This window comes from Nakamurella aerolata (assembly GCF_013002705.1).
Lineage (GTDB): Bacteria > Actinomycetota > Actinomycetes > Mycobacteriales > Nakamurellaceae > Nakamurella > Nakamurella aerolata.
This window is the reverse complement of the sequence record NZ_JABEND010000005.1, coordinates 45,524-68,625: the sequence shown is the minus strand read 5'-3', so window position 1 is coordinate 68,625 and position 23,102 is coordinate 45,524. Positions and strand designations below refer to the sequence as shown.

Sequence of the window (23,102 nt, the reverse complement as noted above, 5' to 3'; positions counted from 1 at the left end):
CACTCAGGCTCAGACGTTCTGCCCGAAGTCCTGCCGCAGGTCCACCTTCGGTGCCGCGGTGCGGCGACCCTTGCGCCCCACCCGCATCCGCTTCTCCAGCGCCGATGCCGCCCACACCAGCAGCAGGTTCAGCACCAGGTAGATGACGCACAGCAGCACGTAGGTGGGCAGCAGGTTGCGGTAGTAGCTTGCCGAGGTGCCGGCGACGCGGCGCAGTTCGGTGTAGCCGACGATCAGCAGACCACCGAGTGCGGTGTCCTTGACGATCACCACCAGCTGGCTGACAGTGGCCGGCAGCATTGCGGTGATGGCCTGTGGCAGCAGCACCGACATCATCATCTGGGTCTTGCGCAGGCCGATCGCCTTGGACGCCTCGGTCTGCCCGTTCGGCAGCGACAGGATGCCGGCCCTGAACACCTCCGCCAGCACCGAGCCGTTGTAGAGCACCAGGCCGATCACCACCGCGGCGAACGGGTTGGAGGTGCCGAACACCTGGTTCCAGAAGGTGTAGGCGAACACCATCAGGATGATGACCGGGATGGCCCGGAAGAACTCGACAACAACCGAGGCGATCCAGCGCACCCAGGCGTGGTCGGACAGCCTGGCAATACCGAAGATCGCGCCGAACACCACCGAGATCACCACGGCGACCAGCGCCGCCCTGATGGTGTTCCACAGGCCGGGCAGCAGGTAGGTCTTCCAGTTGTCGGCGTTGATCAGCGGCTTCCAGCGCTCACCGCTGCCGGCCCCGACCTGGCCCTTGCCGTCCAGAATCACCCACACCCAGACGGCAAGGCCGATCAACAGCAAGCCGAAGATGATCGAGGCAATGAGGTTGCGGCGCTTGGCCTTCGGGCCGGGATGGTCGTAAAGGACCGCGAGATTGCTCATCGTTTCACCGCCGCTTTCTTGGCCACCCAGCCGAGCAGCAGACCCACCGGCAGGGTGAGGATGATGAACCCGACGGCAATGGTGAGGAACACGGCCATGTACTTGTCTGCCTCGTTCTCCACCAGGGTGTTCATCAACAGCGCGGCCTCGGCAACGCCGATCGCCGAGGCGATGGTGGTGTTCTTTATCAGCGCTATCAGCACGTTCGCCAGCGGTGCGATCACCGACCGGAATGCCTGCGGCAGCACGATCAACCACAGCACCTGGGTGAACCGCAGCCCGATGGCCCTGGCCGCCTCGGCCTGCCCGGGCGGCACCGTGTTGATGCCGGAGCGGATCGCCTCGGCCACGAAACATGCTGTGTACAAGACGAATCCGAGTACCGCGAGCCGGAAGTTGTTGGTGGCGAGGAATCCTCGCTCACCGCGGGTGGCCAGCTGCACGCCGAGCTGGGTGTACAGCACCTGCGACATCATGATGATGATGACCGTCAGCGGGATGTTCCGCACCACGTTGACGTACACCGTCGACGTGGCCCGCATCAGCGGCACCGGGCTGACCCGCATGGCCGCCAGCACGGTGCCGAGGATCAACGCTCCGATCGCCGACCAGAACGTCAGCTGGACGTTCATCCAGAACGCGCCGAGGAAGTCGTAGCGATCGTCGCTCAGGAAGCTGAAGTCCATCGACGGCCATCCTTCCGTTGGGTGGGGAGGTGAACCTGCTCAGAGGTGAACCTGGGGCAAGACATCAGCAGGGGCGCGGCGACCATGTCGCCGCGCCCCTGCCGTCAGATCACGAAGTCAGGTTGGCCGGGGGCTCCGGGATCTTGTAACCGGACGGCCCGACGTTCTTGTCGAGCGCGGCCTTCCAGGAACCGTCCTTCACCATGTCCTTCAGCGCGGTGGTGATGGCGTCGGTACCCGCGGTGTCGTCCTTCTGCAGGCCGATGCCGTAGTTCTCGTCCGAGAAGCCCTTGCCGACCAGCTTGAACTGGCCGGGATCTTGCGCGGCGTAGCCGGCCAGGATCACGTCGTCGGTGGTGACGGCATCGACAACGCCGGACTTGAGCTGCTCGACACACTCGGTGTAGGTGCCGAACTCCTGCAGCTCCACCTGCTGCGAGTAGTCCTTCTTCACCTTCTGCGCCGGCGTTGACCCGGTGACGGAGCACAGGATCTTGCCGTTCAGCGCCTCGGGCCCGGTGATGTCGGTGTTGTCGGCCTTCACCAGCAGATCCTGGTGGGCGATGAAGTACGGCCCGGCGAAGTTCACCTTCTGCTTGCGCTCGTCGGTGATCGAGTAGGTGCCGACGATGTAGTCGACCTCGCCCTTGCTGATCTTGTCCTCGCGCTCGGCGGACTTGGTCTCGACAAAGGTGATGCCGGTCTCCGGCACGCCGAGCTTCTTGGCGACGTACTTGGCGACGTCGACGTCGAAGCCGGAGAACGAGCCGTCAGGGTTCTTCACGCCGAGGCCGGGCTGATCGAACTTGATGCCGATGGTGAGCTTGCCGCCCTTGGCATCGTTCAGCACCTTGGACTTGCTGGGATCGCCGCCGCCGGTGGCGTTGTTCATGGCCGAACCGGCCGCGCTGGTGGCCTTGTCGGCCATCGAGCCGGCCGCGCTGGTGGCGGTGTTGATCGCTCCACCGGCAGCGCTGGTGGCGGTATTGACGGCGCCGCCGGCGACGCTGGTGGCGGTATTGACGGCGCCGCCGACAACGCTGGTGGCGTTGTTGACGGCGTCGCTGACACTGGCGCCGGCATCGCTGCCGCTGCCGCACGCCGACAGCGTCAGCAGCGCCGCGGCACCCGCGGCGAGCGCTGCGGAGAGTTTTCCGTACTTCATGTCGTCATTCCTTTCGAATGGCGGTGCCGGACGGGGATTTCCCGGCCGGCCTTTCGGGTAGGCACGATCAGTGCGACAGGATCTTCCCGAGAAAGTCCTTGGCACGGTTGGACTGTGGGTTGTCGAAGAAGGCGTCGGGCTCGGCGTCCTCGACGATCTCGCCGTCCGACATGAACAGCACCCGGTCGGCGGCGCGCCGGGCGAACCCCATCTCGTGGGTCACCACCAGCATCGTCATGCCCTCCTTGGCCAGCGAGGTCATCACGTCGAGTACCTCCTGCACCATTTCCGGGTCGAGGGCCGAGGTGGGCTCGTCGAACAACATCACCTTCGGCTGCATCGCCAGCGCCCTGGCGATGGCGACGCGCTGCTGCTGGCCGCCGGACAGCTGGGCCGGCAGCTTGTCCCGCTGGCTGGCGATGCCGACGCGCTCCAGTAGCTGCATGCCGAGCTTGTCGGCCTCGGCCTTGCGCATGCCCTTGACCTTGATCGGTCCGAGCGTGACGTTGTCCAGGATGGTCTTGTGGGCGAACAGGTTGAAGCTCTGGAACACCATGCCGACGTCGGCCCGCAGCCGGGCCAGCGCCTTGCCCTCGGCGGGGAGTTCGACGCCGTCGATCTCGATGCGCCCCGAGTCGATGGGCTCCAGCCGGTTGATGGTGCGGCACAGCGTCGACTTGCCGGATCCGGACGGGCCGAGCACCACCACCACCTGCCCGCTGGGCACTTGCAGGTTGATGTCCTTGAGCACGTGCAGATCGCCGAAGTGCTTCTGCACGTCGTACATGCCGATCATCACCGAGCTGTCGGCGCCGCCGCGGGTATCGCTGGTGGTCGCCGGTTTGTTGATCGTGACCTGCTCACCAAGGTTGAGCTCGGCGGCCGGCCGGTCGGGAACGGATGCGGGACTGGACACTCAGTCACCTTTCGTCGTACGGGCGCGACCACACACCTGAAGTAGGCATCACCGGTCGGCACCGGGCAGCGTTCGGGCAGCGGCGATAGGCGAGCTTCCCACACTCGACGGCCCGCACGCTCGTCACGCCCGCCAGGTTTTACGGAATCGATATGGCATGCCGTCCGGTTCCGGCGGCGGCTACGGCGCTGGGGTGGTGCCAGCGCCGCAATCGTGGAATCGTGTTTCGCATCTGTCCCGACCAGGTTCCGAGGAGCCGCTGGTATGCCCGACGACGTGCGCAGACAGCACACCGACCCGTCCTTCGCCTCCGCTGTCCGGTCCGCGCCGGCGCCGGCACCGGCTTTGGCAACCGCACCGGTTTCGGCACTCGCACCGGCCTCGGTGCCGCACCGCCCCGGCCGGCATCGCGCGGCGGTGACGCAGCGTCGCCGGCATGCCGCGGCCCGCGGCCGGGCCCGGTTGGCCGCGCTGAGCGTGCTCATTGTCGGCGGCGCCACCCTCGCGGTACTCCCTGGCGGGCCCGGCGTCCAGGCCGCCACCCCCGAGTCCGGCGGCGACCCGCAGGGCTCAGCGGTGGGGTTGGGCAGCGTGTACTACCCGTACTCGCCGGCGGCCGGCACCCAGGCCACCAACCCGCATATGGCCGTGGTGGACACGGTGGGGGTGGTGAACCCCGGTGAGCAGCCGCAGCGGGTGCCGCAGGTGTTTCTGGCCGCCGCCCAGAACGCCGACGTCGCTGCCGCCGACTCCGACAACAAGCTGATCGTCTCGCATGACGGCGCGAAGACCTTCTCGGACTACCGCAAAACGAACATGGCGCCGCAGTCGCTGGTGCAGCTGGCCGACGGATCGCTGCTGGCGCCGCAGTTCATCCCGCGCTGGACCGATGCGGCGCGCACCCAGCTGGACATCGTCAGCCAGGTGTCCACCGGCGGCGGCAAGACGTTCGTCGAGCGGCTCGGCCGGTTCGTCCCGACCGACGGCAAGAATGTCTCGCAGTCGTTGTTCGACCGCGGCATGCGGCTGCACAAGGGCACCGAGCAGCTGCCGGACGGCACCATCATCACCGCCGCGTACACCCGGCTCACCGGTGACCCGGCGGGGCGTTCGGTGATCCTGCAGAGTAAGGACGCCGGCGCCACCTGGACGGTGCGCGGCTCCATCAACACCCCGGTCGCCGGCCACACCACTAACGAGGTCGGCATGGCCCGCACCGTCGACGGGCGGCTGATCGCCATTCTGCGCGCCAGCCCGCAGTCCGACGGGCTGCTGCAGGCGTACTCGTCCGACGACGGCAAGACCTGGACGAAGCCGGTCAAGATCGCCGCGCCCACCGACACCGTCGACGCCGCGATCGAGCCGTCGATCGTGTTGCAGCCCAACGGGATTCTGGTGTTGGCGTTCGGCCGTCCCGACAACAACATGCTGATCAGTGCAGACGGCAAGGGCGACGACTGGTCGGACCCGAAGCAACTGTTCGAGAACCGGCCTGCCGACGGTTACTGGACCCACGGTTCGTCCGGTAACACCACCATGGTGTCGCTGGACGGCAGCCGCTCGCTGGTGGCCGGCGACCTGTGCGCAGCCTGGGGTTGTCAGGAGCAGGGTGAGCAGTACGGCGTCTGGGCCCGCACCATCGACGCGGTCGGACCCAACGTCGGCAAGCTGGATCTGACCAGCATGGTGGCGCAGGGCAAGGCCAAGCTCACCGGCACCTTCGATCGCACCGCTGTGCAGTTCCCGCAGACCCGTCCCAGCGGCGCGGTGGACGGCAGCAGCCAGCGGTTCGCCGCCGCCAAGCTCAAGCCGATCTCGCGTGATCCAGCGCAGCTCACCCTCGAACTGGACCGCAGCTACCCGATCAACCGGATCGGGCTGATGCTGGCCGCCGGCGTCGCCCAGGACGCGGTGGTGCAGCTCTCGCCGGACGGCAAGACCTGGGGCGCGCCGGTGATCACCGCGAGCAAACGGGTGGACTTCTCGTTGCGCTATCAGGATTTTGCCGTTCAGCAGGCCAAGTACGTCCGGGTGCTGGCACCGGCCGGCGGCACCCTGACCGGCGTCACCGAACTGGAGGTGTACCGCGCCGACGCGCAAACCTTCGAGAACGACCCGGTGAACGCGGTGCCGCGCGGCTGGGTGGACTCGGTGCACGCCACCGTCGTCGACTACGTCCCCAGCATGGCCAACCAGCGGCAGGCCGGGCTCGGAAGCCGGCGCGCGCTGCGGCTGCTCGACCACGACAGCGCGGCGCTGGCACTGGCCACCCGGCCGTTCGGCGCGAGGGACTCGGTGAGCGTGCAGACCGACGTCGCCGGGATGACCATCAACGGCGGCATGCTGATCGACATCAACGGCACCAAGGCCGACGGCAGCGCCGGCCGGGCCTACCACCTGCACCTGAACCTGCCGGGCAAGAGCATCAGCTGGTGGGACGGCGGCAAGTGGAACCTGCTCGGCACCCTGACCGACCCGCCGGTGCAGGGCCAGTGGCGCAACCTGAAGCTGGACGTGAGCACCACCGGCGGCACCCTCACCTTCGGCAGCCAGACCTTCCGGCTGACCCAGCCGCAGGAGCAGCTCAGCAAGCTCAGCTCGGTGAGCTTCGGCTCGGTCGGTACCGGGTTCACCGGCAGCTCGTACTACCTGGACAACGTGTCGATCGGCTGAGGCGCGTGGCGCCGGCCGGCGCCCGGACCGTCCTTCCGGCGGGCGGGCGCCGCACCGGCAGCGACGGTGACGGGCGCGAGATCACATCGTTACTGATCTTTCCTTGTCTCCGATTGGGCACCGAGGCCACGCTGGGGCTGGCGAAGTGTGACGCCATCGTCCACCGAGGGAGCGGCCGTGCAAAGGTTGTGCCATCGGCGGACTGTCGGGCCTCGGGATTACGCCGCCGGTGTTGGGCTGGCGCTGGCCGTCATGATCTCCGGCTGCGGCGCCGGGAACTCGAACTCGGCTGCGACGACGACGAGAGTCGGCAGCGCCTCATGCAGCAGCCAGACGTTTCAATCCCAGATGTCGAGCCAGTTCACGGCGGAGCCGGGGGCAATCGCCGTTCTTGGCACACTCTCGCCACGGAACAAGTCCGAGGAAATCACGCTTGCTGACGGCACGCGAACAGTGGCGAGCGAGTTCGAACTGAAACCGCAAACCGTCATTGCGGGCAAAATGTCGAGCGCTCAGCCCCGATCGGTGTGGATCGAGGGCGGGACGGCCGGTGGCACGTCGGTGGGAACGCAGCCGAACGTTTTCACCGCAGCGGATGGGCGGGGAATCTTTATTGTCACAACCACCTACCTCCCCGGATACACGACAGTCATTTACGGTGTTCCCGCTGAACGCGACACCGCCACTTTCGGCATGGCGTGCATCAGCGCCAAGGGTCTCACCGCAAGAGCAGCGGGAGACCGCAAGGTACTGGCAGCGGGCACCGCCGGCGGAGCGTTGGCCAATTGGACAGCATCCGACAACGGCGCTGGGAGTCTCCAGGTTGTCCCGTTGCCGACGGTTGCGGCGGCGATCCGCGACGCTGCGCTGAAGGGGCAATGACGGTCACGTCCTCGCCGTTGACGCGGTGTTCGGTGGCCGCGACATGCCCGGGCGGTGAGTAACCTCAAGGGCGTGACTTCAGCGGTAACCCCCGTAGCCCCAGCGCCGGTGCCACCGACCGGCAGCGGACGCCGACGCACCTTCCAGGTGCGCACCTACGGCTGCCAGATGAACGTGCACGATTCCGAGCGGCTGGCCGGTCTGCTGGAGGACGCCGGCTACCAGGCCGCCGACCCGGGCGCGGACGCCGACGTGGTGGTGTTCAACACCTGCGCGGTCCGGGAGAACGCCGACAACAAGCTGTACGGCAACCTCGGGCACCTGGCGCCGGCCAAGCAGGCCAACCCCGACATGCAGATCGCCGTCGGTGGCTGCCTCGCCCAGAAGGACAGGGGCGACATCGTGCGCCGGGCGCCGTGGGTTGACGTGGTGTTCGGCACCCACAACGTCGGTTCGCTGCCGACGCTGCTGGAGCGGGCCAGGCACAACCGCAGCGCCGAGGTGGAAATCCTCGAGTCGCTCGAGATTTTCCCGTCGACGCTGCCGGCCCGGCGCGACAACGCCTACTCGGGGTGGGTGTCGATCTCGGTGGGCTGCAACAACACCTGCACGTTCTGCATCGTGCCGTCGTTGCGCGGCAAGGAGGCCGACCGGCGTCCCGGCGACGTGCTGGCCGAGGTGCAGATGCTCGCCGACGACGGCGTTCTCGAGGTGACGCTGCTCGGGCAGAACGTGAACTCCTACGGTGTGGAGTTCGGCGACCGGCAGGCCTTCGGCAAGCTGCTCCGGGCCTGCGGCGACATCGACTCGCTGGAGCGGGTCCGGTTCACCTCGCCGCACCCGAAAGACTTCACCAGCGATGTGATCGCCGCGATGGCCCAGACACCGAACGTCTGCCACCAGCTGCACATGCCGCTGCAGTCCGGCTCCGACCGGGTGCTGAAAGCCATGCGCCGGTCGTATCGGATGACGAAGTACTACGGCATCCTCGACGAGGTGCGCGCCGCCATGCCGGACGCGGCGATCACCACCGACATCATCGTCGGGTTCCCCGGCGAAACCGATGAGGATTTTGAGCAAACCCTTGACGCGGTAAGGCGTTCGCAGTTCTCCGCCGCGTTCACCTTCCAGTACTCGCCGCGGCCGGGCACGCCCGCCGCGTCGCTGCCCGACCAGGTGCCGCCGGAGGTGGTGCGCGAGCGCTACGGCCGGCTGATCGAGGTGGTCGAGGAGTCGGCGTGGGCCGGCAACCGGGCACTGATCGGCAGTGAGGTCGAGCTGTTGGTGGCCGCGGGGGAGGGCCGCAAGGACGCCGCCACCGAGCGGATGAGCGGCCGCGCCCGCGACGGTCGGCTGGTGCACTTCGCCCCGACCGGCCCAGCGGTGCAGACCGCCATCCGCCCCGGCGACGTGGTCACCACCTTCGTCACCGGCGCCGCCCCGCACCACCTGATCGCCGACGGCGAACTCACCGGGCACCGCCGCACCCGGGCGGGCGACAAGACCGAAGCAGGGGAGCGGCCCAAGACGCCAGGGGTCGGGCTCGGCATGCCCGGTATCGGCCGGTCCGCTGCCGTCGCCCCCGCGGCGTCCTGCCGATGACGGCTCCGTCCGCTGAGCTTCGGATCGATCTCGACGACCCGCTCCGCGCCGACGTGCTGGGTCTGCTGACCGAGCACCTGGCCGACATGCATGCCACCTCGCCGGCGTGCAGCGTGCACGCGCTGCAGCCGGAAGCTCTGGTCGGCGACGGCATGGTGTTCCTGTCCGCGCGCCGGGCCGGCGTGTTGCTGGGAATTGGTGCGCTGAAACGTCTTTCGGCCGATCATGGCGAGCTGAAATCGATGCGCACCACGGCCGCCGCCCGCGGACAGGGCGTCGCCGCCGCCGTGCTGACCCGGCTGCTGGCGCAGGCCGCAGCGGCCGGTATGACGCGGGTGAGCCTGGAGACCGGTGCCCAGGACTACTTCGGCGCCGCGCGGCGGCTGTACCGGCGCGCCGGGTTCGTTGAGTGCGCACCGTTCGGCGACTACCGGCCAGACCCGAACAGCGTGTTCTTCACCCGGCCGGTCGGCTGACCGGCTGGTCGGCGCCGGGACGCTGTTAGCGCGGCGTCGCGCCGGGACGCTGTTAGCGCAGCGCGTTCACCCGCACGTCGCTGAAGGTGGTGGTGAATCCGGTGCCGCCCATCGAGATCAGCCCGATCCTGGTGTGATCGGTGGCCGCCTGCCGCCAGGTCGCGCCGCGAACCCAGCGATGCCCGTCGGGACTGGTGTAGGCGGTGTAGCAGCTCACCGGTCCGCAAGCCTTGGCAACGATCCGCAGGTGTGTCTGGCTGGCGCCCTGCACACCGACGACGGCGTTGCCGTAGGCCGGGTATCCCGGCTGCGGCGCGACCCGCTTGCCGAACTCGGTCTGCCTGGTGACCCCGATCGACACCGCCACCAGCTTCAGGTAGCTGGTGTCGTCGTTGTAGATGACCAGGCCGCCCTGCACGAAGTTGTGAACGCTGCGGTCGGCCGGCACGTCCACCGAGACGGTCGCCGTCACGGCATAGTCGCCGGCCGGTGCCGGGCGGGTGAGGATCGATGCCAGCGGGCTGGCGGACGGCGGTTGAATATCGCCGGCCTGCGTTTGCCAGCGCAGCGACCCGTTCCCGGCTCGGTAGGTCGACGAGTCGGGCCGGCGCACCCAGGTCCAACCGTCGAGGTGTGGATCGGTGAAGCGGTCGGCCGCGATCGTGCGACCCAGCCGCGGGTCGCGCACCGGCTGCGGTCGGTAACCCTGGCGTTGATCGGGGCGGGTGACCGGGCCAGGCTGGGCCCGATCCGAGGAGCCGGCGCCGCGCCGAACGGTGGGCCAGCCACCGACCCAGTCGACCGGATCGATCAATGCGGGGCGCTTGGTGTACCCGACAGCGCCGCGGTAGTAGGGATCGGCCTCCTTGATGCCGTGATAGACCATCCAGTCCTGCCCGGCAAGGTCGGTCACCATGGAGTTGTGCCCGACGCCGACCCAGGAGTTGCCGTTCTGGGTGACGACCGGGGTGCCGCCGACCCGGCTGTCCAGCACCGATGCGCCGGTCCGATCGCGGTACGGCCCGAGCAGTGACTTGGAGCGGGCGGCGAACACGGTGTAGCCGGTGAGCGGACCGTTGCAGCAGTTGGTCGACGACATCATCAGGTACCACCAGCCGCCCCGCTTGACCAGGTAGGAGCCTTCGTACCGGTCGCCGATGGCGATCGGCCGCTCGCTGGCTGCGTCGGTGCTGAGCCCGTCGGCGGAGAGCCGTCGGGCGGAGATCCCGCCGCCGAAGCCGCCGTAGAACATGTAGGCCTGGCCATTCGAGACGATCACTTCCGGGTCGATGGTGCTGCGCCGGAACCGTGGATTGTCCGGGTTCGGCTGCGGCTCGACGACCGGCCTGTCCGACACCGTGAACGGGCCGGCGGGGGAACTGCCGACGGCGACCCCGACAGCGGCGCCCGCGCCGGGCAGCGTGGTGTCGGACACCGCGTAGTACAGGCGGTACTCGCGGCCGACCTTGACGATGTCGGGCGCCCACAGCCCGGCGTCCGCCACCGCATAGGACGGGCGATTCTCGACAGCGGCCCGGACGTAGGTCCAGTTGACCAGATCGGTGGAGCGGTAGATCGGCAGTAGCCCCGGCTCGAACCCACCGGGCTCGTCGGTGCCCCGATCGGACGTGCAATACAGGTACCACTCGCCGCCCTCACCGCGAGTGACGTCGGGGTCGGCGCAGCTTGCCGCGGTGAGCCCGTCGGGGAGCGTCAACCTCAGCGGATTGCGGTACTCGGGCGGCAGCTGCCGCCCGGCCGCGCCGGCGTCGGAGGCCTCCGATGCGCCCGAAGCGCCGGCCGCCGGGCCGCTGACCAGTCCCGCCGTCAGGGCTATGACCAGGGCCAACACCCCGATCAGACGGCTGGGTCGGTGGGGCAGGCGTAGGTGTCGGTGCATGGTTCCTCAACTCCGGTGTCGAGATCTGGATAGCTTTCGGCACCCAGCGATGCACCTCGGGCAGGCCCACCGTTGGTCGCCGAGCTACGAGTCAACCGGCAATTTGCAACGTTGTAAAGAGCAGGCGACGGCAAGATGTCGAAGTCGGGTGACCGGGCGGGGTGCCTACGCCATGGCCTACTTCATGCCGGCGATGCGGACACCGGTGGTGATGTAGCGCTGGAAGATCAGCACAAGGACGATGGTCGGCAGCGCGGCAATGGTGCCGCCTGCCATCAGCAGGCCCCAGTCGTCACCGCGTTCGGAGCGGAAACCGGCCAGGTACACCTGCATCTGCAGCAGATTGGGGTTGTCGCCGACGGTGAGCAGCGGCCACACGTAGGCGTTCCAGTAGGCCAGGAACGAGCCGAAGCCCATCACCACGAACGGCGCCTTCGACTGCGGCAGGAAGATCTTGGTGAAGATCTGCCAGCGCGACGCCCCGTCGATCAGCGCCGCCTCTTCGACCGCGATCGGGGTGTTCAGGTAGAACTGCCGCAGGAAGAACATCTGCCCGGATGAGGCCAGCCCCGGAATGATCAGCACCGCAATGGTATTGAGCATCCCGAGCTTGCTGACCACGACGAACGAGGTAATCAGGATCGCCATGCCGGGCACGAACATCGGCATCAGCGCGACCACCCACCACAGCGGCTTCCAGAAGAAGTCGAGCCGGGCGAAGGCGTAAGCGGCCATCGAGTTGATGAAAAGGCTCAGCAACGTGAAGACCACCGCGCCGGCGAAGGTCACCCACAGCGTGCGGACGAACGCCGGGTCGGCAAGGATCTGCCGGTAGTTGGTCCAGTCCCACATGTCTGGGAAGAACTGGAAAGGGCTCCGCAGTACCTCGCTCTTGCCCTTGAAGCCGGCCACCGCCATCCAGGCCAGCGGGAACAGCGAGGTGATGACGATGGCGAGTCCGAACAGAAACTTGATGCCTTTGACGGCAAGGAGTTTGCCGGTCATCCGTCCACCGCCTTGTCCGACTTGATGGCCTTGAAGATCAGCAGCGACAGCAGGCCGAGCACCACGAACAGGATCAGCGCGGCGGTGATCGAGTAGGTGAACGCGAACGCCGAGGTGTCGCGGAACTGGTTGAAAATGAACAGGTTGGTGGTGGTGGTGGCATTCACCGGGCCGCCGTTGGTCATGATCAACGGGATCAGGTACTCCTGCATCGCCAGGGTGAACCCGGTCACCAGCAGGTAGAGGAAGACGTTCTTCAGCATCGGGATGGTGATGTACCAGGTGCGCTGGAACCAGTTGGCGCCTTCCAAAGACGCTGCCTCGTAATAGCTTTCCGGGATGTCGAGCAGCGCGGCCAGCATGATCAGGGTGGAGATGCCGAAGCCGAGCCAGATGCCGGGCACCGAGATCGCCGCCAGCACCGTCGAGTCGTTGTTCAACCAGGCGACCGGCTCGATGCCGAACATCCCGACAAAGGCGTTCACCACCCCGGAGTCCTGGTACATGAAGACGAACACCAGGCCGGTCAGCACCACCGACACCACCGCCGGGACGTACACCGTCGTCTTGAGAATCGCCGCCATCTTCCCGGACAGCGTCTTGATGAAGCTGGCCAGCAGCAGCGACAGCACCAGGATGGTCGGCACCACCAACAGCGAGTACTTCAGGCCGACCCAGAGCGCCGACCAGAACAGCGGATCGGTGAGCACGAACTTGTAGAAGTCGAGGCCGACGAACTCGGCCGGCCGGTTGTAGTAGGTCTCGTACCCGGAGAGGTAGAAGGCGTACACCAGCGGCCAGATCACAAAGATCGCCAGCAGAATCAGCAGCGGGGCGATCATCAGGAAGGCGGTCAGGTTCGAGCGCAGGTGCTTCGGGGTGCTATGCATTTTGCGCAGCTGGCGTTTGCTCAGCCGCGCGGCGCCGGCCGGAGCCGGGGCGATGCCAGCCCCGGCCGGCGCCGTCGTCTGCGTTGTTGAAGTCATCAGCAATCAGCCGTCAACAGCGACACTCAGCCGTTGCCCTTGCCGGCCAGCCGTTGCTGCTGGATGGTGCGTTCGATCTTGGCGTTGGCCGCCTCAAGGCTGGCCTTGATGTCGGCCTTGCCCTTCATCGACGACTCGATGGCGTCGGCGAAGGCATTCGAGATGTCCAGCGGGTAGCCCGGCTCCTGCTTGCCGAACTGCACCACCTGGTCGTTGATGATCTTCATGAACGGGTCGTTGGTGGCCTCAGGGGTGCTGGCCAGCGCCTTGTCCACCGAGGTGCGCACGGTGAACTTGGAGTAGCCGCTGAGCTTGAAGAACTCGGCCATCCGCTGCGGGTCGGAGGCCAGCAGCCAGTTGATGAAATCGGCCGCCCCATCCTGATTCTTCGACTTCGAATCCACCGTGAGGGTCCAGCCGCCCAGCGTTGCCGTCGGCTTCTTCGGATCACCGTCCACCGACGGGAACGCTGCCACCCTGGTGTTCTTCAACAGCTCCGGCTTCTTGGCGTCCTTGAGCTGTCCCACGGCCCAGGAGCCGTTTGCCATCATCGCCACCTCGCCGTTGACGTACGGCGCGGCGTCCGGGTAGCCGACCTTGGGGGTCTGCGGCATGTACTTCTTCTGGAACAGCGTCTGGTAGAGCTGCAGCAGCTTGGTGTAGCACTCGCTGGTGGCTTCCGCCTTCGACCAATCGTCCGAGATCGGCAGGCGCCCGCAGGCGTTGTACTGCAGACCCCAGCTCGACCACGACAGATCGGCCTTGGTCGAGGCGATCGTCATGCCCTTGACCTTGCCCTTGGTCAGCTTCGCCGACCAATCGATGAGCTCGTCCCAGGTGGTCGGCGGCTTCTCCGGGTCGAGGCCGGCCGCCTTCGCCAGGTCCGCCCGGTAGTACAGCACCGTCGACGGCTCCACCAACATCGGATACGCATAGTTCTTGTCGCCGACCTTGACGAAATCCTTGACGTTGTCCTTGATGTCGGCGAATGCCTCCGCCGGGATCTTGCCGTCCAGCTCGGCGAACTTACCCTGCGCGACACCGTCGGAGATGGAGCCGTAGTTGGTGGTCGCCACATCCGGCTGGGTGCCGGCCTGCTGGGCGGCCTTCAACTTGGTCTCGAACACGTCGCCGGGCACCACGGTGTACTTGACGAACACCTTGTTCTGACTGGAGTTGTACTTGGCGATCTGGTCGGCGAACCACTTCTGCTGATAATCCTCGAACTTGGTCTGCCAGAACGAGATGGTGGTGGCCCCGGCAGCGGCGGTGCCCTTCATCTCGCTGACGCCCGAGGTGGTGTTGGCGGTGGTCGCGGCGCCGTCACCACCACCGGCGGCGCCGGAACCGGCTGCGTCACCGGTGTTCTCGGTGGCCGCGGCATTACCGCCGCCGGCGTCGTTGCCGCCTGCGGGTCCGGCCGGCGACGGGCCACCGCAGGCGGCCAGCACGGCGCCCGCAACAACGGTGGCGGTCGCCGCGGTCAGCCGGCGGCGGTATCGGGTGGTGTGGGTGCGGTGCGAACTCATAACTCCTCCTTGAGCGTGATGAGTCATCGGGGGTGGGGGTGGAGAGTGGGGGAAGGCTGGGAAAGTGTTGCTGCAGCGGTGTTATGGCGCTAACCGTCGGAGGTGCTGGCCGGTAACGGGACACCGCCACTGGCCGCCGGTCGGCTGCTTTCGGCCGCGGACGCTGGGGAGTCGCCCGTCGCCGCTGTCAGGTCGGCGCGGTACCAGAACACCTGGTACGGATCCCACACCGACAGCGTGAAGTAGACGGTGCGGCCGCCGTCAGCGGTGTACTTGGGCAGCAGGTAGGGGGAGTACAGGCCGGGCAGCGCCGACTGGGCGATCAGGGTGCGGGCCGGACCCCAGGGCCCCCACAACTGCGGGGCCTGGCGGATGGTGGTGTCGCCGTTGCCGTTGGAGTAGGTCAGGATCCAGCTGTCGAGATACGCGTTCCAGGCCGCGGACAGCTCGCCGACGGTGTCGTCCAGCACCACCGCCGCGGCCTTCTCGTCGGCGCTCCATTGCGGCGAACCGTCGGCTGCCGTCCCCGAGAAGTATTGGTACGACGCGGGTTTCTCCACCTCGGCGGTCGGTACCCGCATCAACCGCACCGGCCCGAAGCGCCCGTGCGTGACGCCGAGAAAGTACAGCATGCCGTCCCGCTCGACGACGCTGACCTGAACAAAGTTGCTGGTACCCGACCACTTCGGCGTCGCCAGCTGGGTCCAGGTCTTGCCGTCGTCGGTGGACTTGGCCAGGCCGGAGTAGTTGGTCTCCCACTCACCGGGCTCACCCCAGTGTTTGACGGACATGTACGCCAGGTACATCGCGCCGCCCGCGGAGAAACCGTAGGTGGGGATCTTGGTCATCTCTTGGTTGTCGATCTTCTCGCCGGGGATCGGTTCCAGCGCCCAACCGGTCTTCTGGTCGGTGACGAAGCCGTCAAAAGTGATGCCGTCAGCGGGATCTGCGTCGGTGGAGTAGGCCAGTGCGTTGCTGCGCCACTCATCGCCGCCACCGCCGGTCTGGCCCGGCGCGCGCCGGCCGAAGGTGTCGCCGAAGACGAACCAGGTCTTCCCGTTGTGCTCGAACATCGACCCGAGGTCGGTACCGGCAATGCGGTACTTGGCGGTGTTGTTGATGCCGCCCGGCCCGGTGAGCTGCGCAACCCTGGTGACGTTGTCGACCCCGGTCAACGTCCGGCTGGTGGCGGCGGAAGCGGCCAGCGCTGCTGAACCGCCGGCGGCCGAACCCCCGGCGGTTCCGGCACTGCTTGCCGAGTGGGTGGTGCCGTCCGGGCGGGCGGTGCCGGAGCTGCCGGACGTCGACGCCGACGTCGACGTCGTCGACGCGGCGGGGTTGGCGGCGCAGCCGACCGTTGCGGCGGCCAGGAAGCCGAAGAACGCGCGGCGGCGGAACGCGCGGCCGTTCACGCGCGCGTTGCTGGGTGCAGATGGTCCGGCGGTGCGGGTGGCGTCATTGCCCTCACCCGTCCTCTCGTGGTCGTGGCCGGTGGTGCGCAGCCTGCTGGCGGCACCCGGTGGGCCCGAGATAACGATTTCTGGCGAGAGTCTGGCCGGTCAGGTCAGATCATGTCAAGGCGCCGGCGCGCGCCGTTACCGGAAGGTTGCCATGGGCGTTGCCGGCACTCCCGGGGCCCGCGATCCGGTTACCGCGTGGTTACCCGGCGCGACTATTCGACGGCGTTTTCTGCGGCCCGCAGCCATTCCTCCCACTGCGCGGCTTGGGCGTCGGCCTCGTTGGCCTTCCGCTCGTTGCCGGCCGCCCTGGCCTTCTCGGCCTGGGTGCGGAACTGCTCGACGCGTTGGCGGAACTGGTCGACCCTTGCCTGGGTTTCCGGATCGGTACGGCGCCAGTGGGCATCCTCGGCCTTGCGGACCCGATCTTCCACCGCGCGCAGCTTCGAGTCGAACTCCCGAATCCGTTCCCGTGGAACCTTTCCGGCCGCTTCCCATCGTTCTTGGATGGATCGCAGGGCGGCTCTTGCGGCGTCAAGATCGCGGGCCGGGTCGATCTTCTCGGCCTCGGCGAGCAGGCTCTCCTTGGTCTTGGCGTTGGCCTCGAACTCCGCGTCCCGTTCGGCGAACACCTGGTTGCGCCGCGAGAAGAACTTCTCCTGCGCGCCGCGGAACCGTTCCCAGAGGCTGTCTTCCACCTCGCGCGGGGCCCGCCCGGTGGCCTTCCACTCGGTCATCAGCTCGCGGTAGGCGCCGGCCGTCTCGCCCCAGTCGCTGGAGTCGGACAGCGCTTCCGCCCTGGTGATCAGTTCTTCCTTGGCCTGTTTGGCGGCGCCGCGCTGCTTGTCGAGTTCGGCGAAGTGGGAGCCGCGGTGCCGGGTGAAGGTGTCCCTGGCCTTGGCGAATCGCTTCCACAGGGCGTCGTCGGTCTTGCGGTCGATGCCGTGGATCTGCCGCCACTCGTCGACGATGGCCTTGAGCCGGTCGCCGGTGCTCTTCCACGAGGTGGACTCGGCCAGCTGCTCGGCCTCGGCGCACAGCGCCTCCTTCGCGGCCACCGCGTTCGCCCTGGCCTGGGCGCGGGCCTGCGAGGCGCCGGCGATGGCCTGATCGGCGGCGCCGATCACCACCTCGAGCCGGGCCGCTGCACCGTCCAGATCGCCGACGGCGGCCAGCTCGGCCACCTGATCGCGCAGCGCAAGTGCTTGCTGCTTGGCGGCTTTCGGGTCGCCGGTGCCGGAGGCCAGCCGCGCCTCCAGCACCGCGATCTGGGTCGAGAAGTCGTCGAAGCGGTGCCCGAAGTGCGCCAGCCCCTCCGCCGGTTCGCCCGCGGCCCAGGTACCGACCGCGCGCTCGCCGGCTCCGGTCCGGACGTAGACGGTGCCGGCTTCGTCGATCCGGCCCCATTGCGTCGGGTCGACCGGTTCCACCGTCGGCTCGACGACGGCATGCCCGGCAGCGGTCGGGGTGGGCGCCTGCGCACCGTGGCCGGCTCCGCGCCGGGGTCCACCTGGGCGCCCCGGCTTGCCGGGACGGCCCGGGCGGCCTGCTGGTTTTGACCCGTGCTGGTTGCCTGGCTTGTCGCCCTGGTTGTCTGGCTGACCCTCTTTCTGGCGGTCCTTCTGCCGGTCCTTCTGCCGGTCTTTCTGGCGGTCGCCGGGGCGGCCATGGTGCTGCCCACCCGATGCCGGCCGCCGGTCGCCGCGTGGTGGGCGGCCGCCGTCCGGCGCCGTGGCAGCACCCGCGTCGGCCGGCCCGGAGTCGGCGTCGGGCGCGGTCTCGGAGGTCGGCGCTTCGGCTGACGGTGCTTCGGCTGACGGTGCTTCGGCTGACGGTGCTTCGGCTGACGGTGCTTCGGTAGAGGGTGCTCCGCTGGATGGAGCATCGGCTGCTGGTGCTCCGGCGGACGGTGCATCGGTGGGCGGGGTAGCGGTAGACGGTGCTGCGGCGGGCACCGACGGTTCCGACGGCGTTGATTCAAACGGCGCTGTTTCAGACGGCGCTGTTTCAGACGGCGCTGTTTCAGACGGCGCTGTTTCAGACTGTGCGGCGCCGGACTGTGCGGAGGTCGAGGGCACTGTCGCTGGCTGCGCGGTCTCTGGCTGCACTGGCTCTGAATGCACCGTGTCTGAACGCACGGTCTCTGAATGCACGGTCTCTGGCTGCACCGGCTCCGACTGCACGGTCTCTGAATGCACCGTGCCGGACGGTGTTGACTCGGCGGGCTGGGACGGCGCCGGCCCGGACTCCGGGCGGCCGGCCGGTGCCTGTTGCGATGCGGTCTGTTGCGATGCTGCCTGTTGCGGTGCGGTTTGTTGCGCTGCTGCCTGTTGCGATGCGGAGTCCTGATGATCGCCCGACGCCGACGGCGCTGCTGTTGACGCTGAGCCGTCGTCGGTGGTGGTGGGCTCGGCCGGTGCGGTCGGCTGCGAATCGGAGCTGCGGTCGGGGTGCTCGGCGGTCATCTCGGTCCTTGTCGTTCGTGGGGCCGCGGGGCCCGGGCGGTGCGCGCGCGGCGTGACCGCCCCCGGTCGTGTGCGGCCGTCCCCGGAATCCGGCGACGGCGGCAACCTCTAGTCTGCCTGGTCAGGCCGCGTCGAGCGAGAGGTATATCAACAGTCGCCAGGCGGCGACGCGGCGTGGACCCCGAACCCGGTACCTTCGGCGCTGATGTCCCAGCCGCCGCTTCCAGCGCCCACCAACGCCGCGCTGATCCCCGCCGCTCCTTGGCTGATTCCGGGCGTCGCACCGCAACTGCAGGCCGAACAACCCGAGCTGGTGGCGGCGGTAGTCGAGGCGGCCCGGTGGCTGCTGCAGCGGTCCAGCGTGGTCGAGTTGCTGATCGCGACCGCGGGCGGTGTCACCGCCGGGGGAGTGCTGCACCCGTCCGAGCTGCCGGACCCTCGCTGGCAGCGTCACCCCTACGGCCGGGCCGGCCGCCACAATGATTCCGATGCCGACTCCGACGCGCTCGATCCGGCGGACCCGGCCGCGGCCGGTTGGTGGGTGGGCCGAGCGGTCCTGGCCGGTGCTGCTGGTTCTGCCGGTACGGCAAGCCCGGCCGACGCCGTGCCGGCATCCGTCGGCCTGCTGCTGCTGGCGGACGGGGCGCTGAGCCATCCGGGCGGCCCGCTGGCGCCGGCACCCGAACAGCGCCGGGAGGTGGTGGCCGCCTCCGCGGACGCCGAGCGGCGCGAGCGGCACTGGCAGGCCGACGCGCTCGCCGGCCGGAGCGAGCGGCGGCAGCCGGCGTCCCACCGCGCCGATCCGACCGGTGCCAGCCTGCCGATGGCGTTGCGGGCCATGGCCGATCGGCAGGAAGACGGCCAGAAGTGGTGCGGCGCAGGACGTTTCTTCGGTGCCCCGTACGGCGTCGGCTACCACGTGTACCGGTGGTGGCGGTGACGAGGCCGGGCCGGGCCGGGCGGCTGCTGGTGATCGCCGGCCCCACCGGTACCGGGAAGTCCGAGCTGGCGATCGCGGCGGCGCAGCGCCTCGGCGGCGAGGTGATCAACGCCGACTCCATGCAGACCTATCGCGGCATGGACATCGGCACGGCGAAAGTGACGGCGGCGCAACGGGAATCGGTGCCGCATCACCTGTTGGACATCTGGGACGTCACCGAGACGGCGAGCGTCGCCGTGTATCAACGCCAGGCCAGGAGTCGCATCGAAGAACTGCTGGCGGCCGGTGTCACCCCCATTCTGGTCGGCGGGTCCGGGTTGTACATCCAGGCGGTGATCGACGAGATCGACTTTCCCGGAACGGATCCGCAGGTGCGCGCCCGGTATCTGGAGCGTCTGGAGCACGAAGGTGCCGAGCGCCTGCATGCCGAGCTGGCGCGCCTCGACCCGCCGGCGGCGCAGGCCGTGCTGCCCAGCAACGGGCGCCGCATCGTCCGGGCGCTCGAGGTCATCGAGATCACCGGAAAACCGTTCACCGCAAACCTTCCCAAGCCCGGGCCGGCGCGCTACGGCGGCGTCATCGTCACCGTCGACCGCGACCCTGCCGAGCTGGACCAGCGGCTGGAGCGGCGCGTCGAGCAGATGATGCGAGCCGGCTTCGTCGAGGAGGTGCGCGGTCTGCTGGCTGCCGGGCTCCGGGACGGTGTCACCGCCCGCCGAGCGCTCGGCTATGCGCAGCTGATCGACGCCATCGACGGCCGCAGCAGCATGGAACAAGCTGCGGCGGACACCGTCACCGCTACCCGCCGTTTCGTTCGCCGGCAACGGTCGTGGTTCCGCCGTGACCCGCGCCGGCACCAACTCGACGGTGCCGACCCGGAGCTGCTGGAGCGCACGCTGCAGCTTTTCGGCGGGTGAGCACCGGCTGCCGCACACCGGCAGCTCACCCGCCTGGTGCTGATCTGACGGCCGATCCGATGGCCGATCCGATGGCCGCGCACTGAGGGCTGCGCATTGCCGGCTGCGCACTGATCGACCGTTGCTGACCGACGGTGGTGCCGGGCAGTGGCTACCCTTGGTCCGGTGAGCGCACCCCAACCCGAACCGGCGGCGGAGCTGACCTTCGTCAAGGGCCACGGCACCGAGAACGATTTCGTGCTGCTGCCCGACCCGCGCGGTGAACTGGAGCTCACCGCCGAACTCGCCAGGACGCTCAGCGACCGGCGCAGCGGGATCGGTGCCGACGGCGTGATCCGGGTGGCTCCCAGCCCCGAGCACCCCGATCGATTTCTGATGGACTACCGCAACTCAGACGGCTCGCCCGCGGAAATGTGCGGCAACGGTGCACGGGTGTTCGCCCGCTTCCTGGTCGACGCCGGTTATCAGCCCGCCGGCACCTTCACCTTCGATGTCCGCGGAGGCGAACGGGTCGCCACTGTCGACGGAGACGGCGACGTCAGCGTCGGCCTCGACGTGGTCACCCTCGGTCCCGACGGGCCGGTGGCGGTGGTCGCCGGGCGCGAACACCGGGGCCGCGCCGTCAATGTCGGCAACCCGCACCTGGTCACCGTGCTGGGGCCGGACGATCCCGAGCTTGCCGACCTCGACCTGGCCGAGCCGCCGAGCTTCTCGGCTTCCGACTTTCCCGATGGCGTCAACATCGAGTTCGTCTCGGTGATCGACGACGACAGGGTGCGGATGCGCGTGTACGAGCGCGGCGCCGGCGAAACCCGTTCCTGCGGAACCGGAACGGCGGCGGTAGCCGCGGTACAGCTCGCCCGTACCGGCCGCCGCGTGGGTACCGTCACCGTCGACGTCCCCGGCGGCACCGTGCACGTCACCATCGACGACGACGGCCGCGCCACCCTGCGCGGGCCGGCGGTGCTGGTGTACTCCGGGACGCTGAACCCGGCCGTGTTGGCCGGCTGACTTCCGAGCTATGTTCCCGCGCTGAGGGCTGGAGTTGAACCCGCCGGCCGGCCGGGTTCGCGCGTTGGACGCGCGCAGTCGCCTCCTGATCGTGGTGATCCGTTGCCGCGCTTGAGGTTTCCTGCGCGAGGTTGATGGGCTCGCCGATTCCACCCGGCACGTCCGCTCGCCACCCCGGCCCTGCCGGCTCGCCGGCGCGGAATCAATCACCAACGCTGGCACGCTCGGCGCTGCCGCCGGATCCGTCGGTGCCCTCACCGTCCTCGTCGTAGGCGGGCAGTTTGCGGATCCGCCACAGCGGCGACAGGTAGATCGGTAACAGCGAAAGGCTGACGCCGACGGCCGCAACGTAGAAGGTCGGCAGGACGCCGAACTGGTGGCCGAGCACTCCACCGATGAACGACCCGATCGGCATCCCGCCCCACACCAGGAAACGGGCGGAAGCGTTCATCCGGCCCAAGAGCTTCGGTGGGCAAAGCCGTTGCCGGAAAATGACTGTCGCGATGTTGTACGCGACAACGCTGACCCCGGCGACGAACGACGCGACCAGTAACGTCGGCACCGCAGGCAGCACCGAAGACAACGGCCAGGCGAAGGCGATGACGGCGAACGGGGTCGCGGTGACGATGATCGTCGGGCCCTCACCGATGCGGTCGGCCAGCCGAGTGGTGATCAACGCGCCGCACAGCCCGCCCACCGCCATGGCGGCTTCGATCACCCCGATGGTCACCGGCGAAAGGTGCAGCATCTGCACCATGTACAGCACCATCAGCACGTTGCTCACCGAGTTGAACAGGTTGCTGATGCCGGTACAGGCGATGAGCCTGCGCAGCAACGGATGTCGCACCACGAACGCCAAGCCCTCACGGATCTCACTGACCAGTGGCCGACGGTCGGTGCGCGCCGGCGGCGTCTCGCGATGGTTGATCTTCAGCAGACACACCGCGGAGATCAGATAACCGATCGCGTTGATGGCGATCGACCAGGCGGCCCCGGCGATCTTGATAAGGAAGCCGCCGAACGCCGGCCCGACCGCCTGCGACACCGATTGCGACGCTTGCAGTTTCGAGTTCCCCTCGACGACCTGGTCGCGGTGCACCAGCGACGGAAGATAGCTCTGATAGCTGACGTCGAAGAACACCTGCAGCATGCCGACCAGCGTCGCGACGATCGCCACCTGCGCGAACGTCAGGACCCCCAGCCACCATGCGACCGGCAGGGTGGCCAGCAGCAGGAAGCGGCCGAAGTCGGCGGTGATCATCACCGATCGCTTGTCGCGCCGGTCGATGAGAGCGCCGGACGGCAACCCGATAATCAGGAAGCCGAGCGTGGTGAGGGTGCCGAGCAGCCCCATCTGGAACTCGCTGGCTTTCAGTGCCGTCACTGCCAGATAGGGAATCGCGAAGGTACCGAGCGCCGCACCGAGCTGGCTCGCTGTGTCGCCGGCCCACAGCCGCATGAAGTCGGCGTGGTGCCACAGGCTCGGCCGGGCGGTGTCCACCGGTCTTTCCGCTCTCGCCGGTGCGGCGGCGGCCTCCGAAGAATCGGTTGCGCGGGCCTGCGTTGCGTGCACCGTGGAGGCAGGGGCGGAGAGTTCCGGG

The 23,102-nt window shown here is 68.3% G+C and carries 18 protein-coding genes; 7 read left to right on the top strand and 11 right to left on the bottom strand.

The window, feature by feature from the left end; genetic code table 11:
• Positions 1 to 9: 9 nt before the first annotated feature.
• The 4 genes from HKD39_RS10285 to HKD39_RS10270 all read right to left on the bottom strand — a co-directional run bounded on the left by HKD39_RS10285 (position 10) and on the right by HKD39_RS10270 (position 3,538).
• Positions 10 to 891 carry an amino acid ABC transporter permease gene (locus tag HKD39_RS10285; protein WP_171199787.1) on the bottom strand — a complete coding sequence of 294 codons (882 nt, stop codon included), beginning with the start codon at positions 889 to 891 and terminating at the stop codon, positions 10 to 12.
• A complete protein-coding gene (locus HKD39_RS10280) occupies positions 888 to 1,577 on the bottom strand; it encodes an amino acid ABC transporter permease (RefSeq protein WP_171199786.1) in 690 nt (229 codons plus the stop codon). The genes HKD39_RS10285 and HKD39_RS10280 overlap by 4 nt, the downstream gene beginning before the upstream one ends.
• 109 nt (positions 1,578 to 1,686) lie before the next feature.
• The gene (locus HKD39_RS10275) at positions 1,687 to 2,505 is read right to left on the bottom strand and encodes a glutamate ABC transporter substrate-binding protein (protein ID WP_343074683.1); all 819 of its coding nucleotides are present in this window, start codon (positions 2,503 to 2,505) and stop codon (positions 1,687 to 1,689) included.
• 304 nt (positions 2,506 to 2,809) lie between these two features.
• Positions 2,810 to 3,538, bottom strand: coding sequence for an amino acid ABC transporter ATP-binding protein (locus HKD39_RS10270; RefSeq protein WP_171199971.1), 729 nt, complete (start codon positions 3,536 to 3,538; stop codon positions 2,810 to 2,812).
• A gap of 384 nt (positions 3,539 to 3,922) precedes the next feature.
• Between HKD39_RS10270 and HKD39_RS10265 the strand changes: the two genes are divergently transcribed.
• From HKD39_RS10265 to HKD39_RS10250, 4 genes are all read left to right on the top strand, one after another.
• The gene (locus tag HKD39_RS10265; protein WP_171199784.1) at positions 3,923 to 6,331 is read left to right on the top strand and encodes a sialidase family protein; all 2,409 of its coding nucleotides are present in this window, start codon (positions 3,923 to 3,925) and stop codon (positions 6,329 to 6,331) included.
• 348 nt (positions 6,332 to 6,679) lie between these two features.
• Positions 6,680 to 7,213 (top strand): hypothetical protein, encoded by a 534-nt coding sequence (locus HKD39_RS10260; RefSeq protein WP_171199783.1) that lies wholly within the window; start codon positions 6,680 to 6,682, stop codon positions 7,211 to 7,213.
• Between the two features lie 72 nt (positions 7,214 to 7,285).
• On the top strand, positions 7,286 to 8,815 hold the full coding sequence (gene miaB, locus HKD39_RS10255; RefSeq protein WP_425488442.1) for a tRNA (N6-isopentenyl adenosine(37)-C2)-methylthiotransferase MiaB: 1,530 nt from the start codon (positions 7,286 to 7,288) through the stop codon (positions 8,813 to 8,815).
• Entirely contained in the window at positions 8,812 to 9,291 is a 480-nt protein-coding gene (locus HKD39_RS10250; protein ID WP_171199782.1) for a GNAT family N-acetyltransferase, read from the top strand. The genes miaB and HKD39_RS10250 overlap by 4 nt, the downstream gene beginning before the upstream one ends.
• A gap of 52 nt (positions 9,292 to 9,343) precedes the next feature.
• On the opposite strand, the gene HKD39_RS10245 is transcribed toward HKD39_RS10250, so the two are convergent.
• The 6 genes from HKD39_RS10245 to HKD39_RS20485 form a co-directional block, all read right to left on the bottom strand.
• A complete protein-coding gene (locus HKD39_RS10245) occupies positions 9,344 to 11,140 on the bottom strand; it encodes a glycoside hydrolase family 43 protein (protein ID WP_171199781.1) in 1,797 nt (598 codons plus the stop codon).
• 228 nt (positions 11,141 to 11,368) lie between these two features.
• A complete protein-coding gene (locus tag HKD39_RS10240) occupies positions 11,369 to 12,196 on the bottom strand; it encodes a carbohydrate ABC transporter permease (protein ID WP_171199780.1) in 828 nt (275 codons plus the stop codon).
• Positions 12,193 to 13,182 carry a carbohydrate ABC transporter permease gene (locus tag HKD39_RS10235; RefSeq protein WP_212754413.1) on the bottom strand — a complete coding sequence of 330 codons (990 nt, stop codon included), beginning with the start codon at positions 13,180 to 13,182 and terminating at the stop codon, positions 12,193 to 12,195. The genes HKD39_RS10240 and HKD39_RS10235 overlap by 4 nt, the downstream gene beginning before the upstream one ends.
• Positions 13,183 to 13,208: 26 nt before the next feature.
• Complete coding sequence (locus tag HKD39_RS10230; protein ID WP_212754412.1) at positions 13,209 to 14,711, bottom strand: extracellular solute-binding protein; 1,503 nt, start codon at positions 14,709 to 14,711, stop codon at positions 13,209 to 13,211.
• A gap of 89 nt (positions 14,712 to 14,800) precedes the next feature.
• Positions 14,801 to 16,123, bottom strand: coding sequence for a glycoside hydrolase family 183 protein (locus HKD39_RS10225; protein ID WP_212754411.1), 1,323 nt, complete (start codon positions 16,121 to 16,123; stop codon positions 14,801 to 14,803).
• A 260-nt stretch (positions 16,124 to 16,383) separates the two neighbouring features.
• Positions 16,384 to 17,598 (bottom strand): DUF349 domain-containing protein, encoded by a 1,215-nt coding sequence (locus tag HKD39_RS20485; RefSeq protein WP_171199779.1) that lies wholly within the window; start codon positions 17,596 to 17,598, stop codon positions 16,384 to 16,386.
• A gap of 1,240 nt (positions 17,599 to 18,838) precedes the next feature.
• Between HKD39_RS20485 and HKD39_RS10215 the strand changes: the two genes are divergently transcribed.
• From HKD39_RS10215 to dapF, 3 genes are all read left to right on the top strand, one after another.
• Positions 18,839 to 19,573, top strand: a complete 735-nt coding sequence (locus HKD39_RS10215; RefSeq protein WP_171199778.1) for a hypothetical protein — start codon at positions 18,839 to 18,841, stop codon at positions 19,571 to 19,573.
• Positions 19,570 to 20,490, top strand: coding sequence for a tRNA (adenosine(37)-N6)-dimethylallyltransferase MiaA (gene miaA / locus HKD39_RS10210; protein ID WP_171199777.1), 921 nt, complete (start codon positions 19,570 to 19,572; stop codon positions 20,488 to 20,490). Before HKD39_RS10215 ends, miaA begins: the two co-directional genes overlap by 4 nt.
• A gap of 165 nt (positions 20,491 to 20,655) precedes the next feature.
• Positions 20,656 to 21,501, top strand: a complete 846-nt coding sequence (dapF, locus tag HKD39_RS10205; protein ID WP_343074672.1) for a diaminopimelate epimerase — start codon at positions 20,656 to 20,658, stop codon at positions 21,499 to 21,501.
• A gap of 202 nt (positions 21,502 to 21,703) precedes the next feature.
• Here dapF and HKD39_RS10200 read toward each other — a convergent pair whose 3' ends face one another.
• The gene (locus HKD39_RS10200; protein WP_212754410.1) at positions 21,704 to 23,002 is read right to left on the bottom strand and encodes an MFS transporter; all 1,299 of its coding nucleotides are present in this window, start codon (positions 23,000 to 23,002) and stop codon (positions 21,704 to 21,706) included.
• Positions 23,003 to 23,102: the final 100 nt, after the last annotated feature.